This is a genomic window from bacterium (assembly GCA_040756715.1).
Classification (GTDB): Bacteria; UBA9089; UBA9088; order UBA9088; family UBA9088; genus JBFLYE01.
Genome location: JBFLYE010000171.1, coordinates 1 through 2427 on the forward strand (window position 1 = coordinate 1; position 2427 = coordinate 2427).

2 protein-coding genes are annotated in these 2427 nt (G+C 34.8%); both read left to right on the forward strand.

Features of this window, described 5'->3' with window-relative positions; translation table 11 throughout:
- Positions 1–252 precede the first annotated feature (252 nt).
- Positions 253–1428 carry an exodeoxyribonuclease VII large subunit gene (gene xseA / locus AB1397_06290; protein MEW6482589.1) on the forward strand — a complete coding sequence of 392 codons (1176 nt, stop codon included), beginning with the start codon at positions 253–255 and terminating at the stop codon, positions 1426–1428.
- A 61-nt stretch (positions 1429–1489) separates the two neighbouring features.
- Positions 1490–2427 (forward strand): trigger factor (gene tig / locus AB1397_06295; protein MEW6482590.1); only part of this gene is annotated, 938 nt, incomplete at its 3' end.

A 2427-nucleotide genomic window follows, 5' to 3' on the forward strand; every position in this document is an offset into this window, starting at 1 on the left:
TGGAAGATACTATAAATTTTTTTATCACCTCCCTTTTTCATAATTTTATAATTTACAATAAATAAGAAAATTTTGTCAAAGATTTTTTTTACTTTTTGTTGAATAATTAATTTTGCCATTCTCTTCCCTTTTCTTTGTTTTTCTTGCTTCTTAGAAAATTGTGTATTATTTTACCAAAGATTAAGCTAATTGTATCTAGTCAGGTTTTTTAATTTTTAAAAACTCATTGTTTTTTGGTATAATTTTACTACTATGGATGAAAGAAAAATTTTTAGTGTATATGAACTAACCACCCAGATAAAGCTTATATTGGAAAGCTCCTTTCCATCTGTTTGGGTGTCTGGTGAGGTGTCAAATATAAAAACAGCAAGCTCTGGCTATACATATTTTACACTAAAGGATGACCTTTCCCAGATTTTGTGCGTTGTATTTAAAAAGGGCTTAAAGATTCCAAAGGATGGTGAGAATGTAAATGTTTATGGAGAAATAAGCGTTTATACAAAGAGGGGAACATATCAGATAATTGTCTCCTTTATTGAGCCGGTTGGAAAGGGTCTCCTTTGGCGGCAATTCGAAGAATTAAAAGAAAGGCTTAAGAAAGAGGGGTTATTTGAGGCAGCTCATAAAAAGCCCATTCCATTTTTACCAGAGAGGATTGGAATTATTACATCCTTAACCGGTGCAGCAATTAAAGACCTTTTAAAGACCCTTCCCGATATAGAGATATTGATAAAGGGTGTAAAGGTTCAAGGGGATGAGGCAGCATCTGAAATTGCCTCGGCAATATTTTATATGAATAAATTAGAAGAAAAGCCAGATGTCCTAATTGTGGGAAGGGGAGGTGGCTCATTAGAGGATTTATGGCCATTCAATGAAGAAATTGTGGCAAGGGCAATATTTGCATCAGAAATTCCCATTATCTCTGCGGTTGGTCATGAGACAGACCTTACCATATCTGATATGGTGGCTGATCTAAGGGCAGCAACCCCAACACAAGCAGGCGAGATTCTTAAGAAAATAAGGGAAAGTATTGAAGAAAGAACGAAACGCTCAAGGGAGGGTTTAATTAGGGCAATGGGAAATATTACATTCAAACAGAGGATGAAAATAGAAAATATATCCTCATCCTATCCATTTAAAAAGCCATTCTTTAGAATAGAACAAAAAAGGCAGGAGATTGATGAGCTATCACAAGGCATAGAAAGGGCTATCTCAACCATTCTTTCATCTTTTAAGATAAGGCTTGCAAGATTAGAGGTTATAACATCGCTTTCTCCCGAGGCGATATTGAAAAGGGGTTATAGCATTACATACAAGGGTGGAAAGGTAATAAAGGATGCCCAGGATGTAGCCGAAAATGATCGGATAAATATAAGGCTTTATAAGGGAAAAATAGAGGCACAAGCAATTAAAATAATGCAAAATTAAAGATTAAAATGGTATAATTTAAAAACCCGAAGGACTGAAGGATCTCATTAACATTTAAATTATGGAAATTGAAAAGAAAAATTTAGGGGGGTCAATAATAGAGTTTAAAATAACTATAGAATGGGATGTTGTTAAAGGAAGCCTTAAGGATGCTTATGATGGAATACAAAGGTATGCAAAGACATCTGGGTTTAGGAAGGGAAAGATTCCAAGGCCTATCTTTGAGGCAAGGTTTTCAAAAGAGGCAGAAGATAGGGCTATAAACCATCTTATTACAAAAGCAACAAAAGAGATCTTAGATAATCAGAAGATAGAACCCTTAACCGGTCCTTTCCTAGCTGAGGTTAATTTTAAAAAGGAAAATCCCCTTTCTTTCAAGATAAGGATGGAGGTTATGCCAAGCTTTGAGATTCCAAATTATAATGATATTAAGCTTTCTTATAAGAAGATAAAGATAGATGAGAGAGAAATAGAAAAACATTTAGAGATGCTTAGGAAAGAAAAGGGAGAGCTAAGGGAGAAAGATGGCAAGATAAAAAAGGGTGATATAGCTGTGGTTGATCTTATTTCTTACCCTCCATCTGGAAAGCCCATAGAACATTCTGGTCTTTATATAGAGGTAGGAGCATCTGTTTTTCCTAAAAAGCTTGAAAACGAGCTTCTTAATCTTTGTAAAGGGGATGAAAAGGAATTTGGGGTAGAGATGCCAGAAGATACAAATGATGAAAGGCTTGCCGGGAAAAATGTGAAGTTTAAAGTAAATGTATTGGGTGTAAAGGAAAGGATCTTGCCAAAGCTTGATGATGATTTTGCAAAAAAGGTTGGAGATTTTAAAAATTTAAAGGAACTAAAGGCAAGGATAAAGGATAATCTTACAAAGATAGAGGAAGAAAGGGAAAAAGAAAGCCTTAAAGAACAGATGATTTCTGAGCTTCTCCAAAGGATACAATTTGATGCTCCAGAGAGCTTGATAATTGGTAAGTATAAAGAGATGTTTCA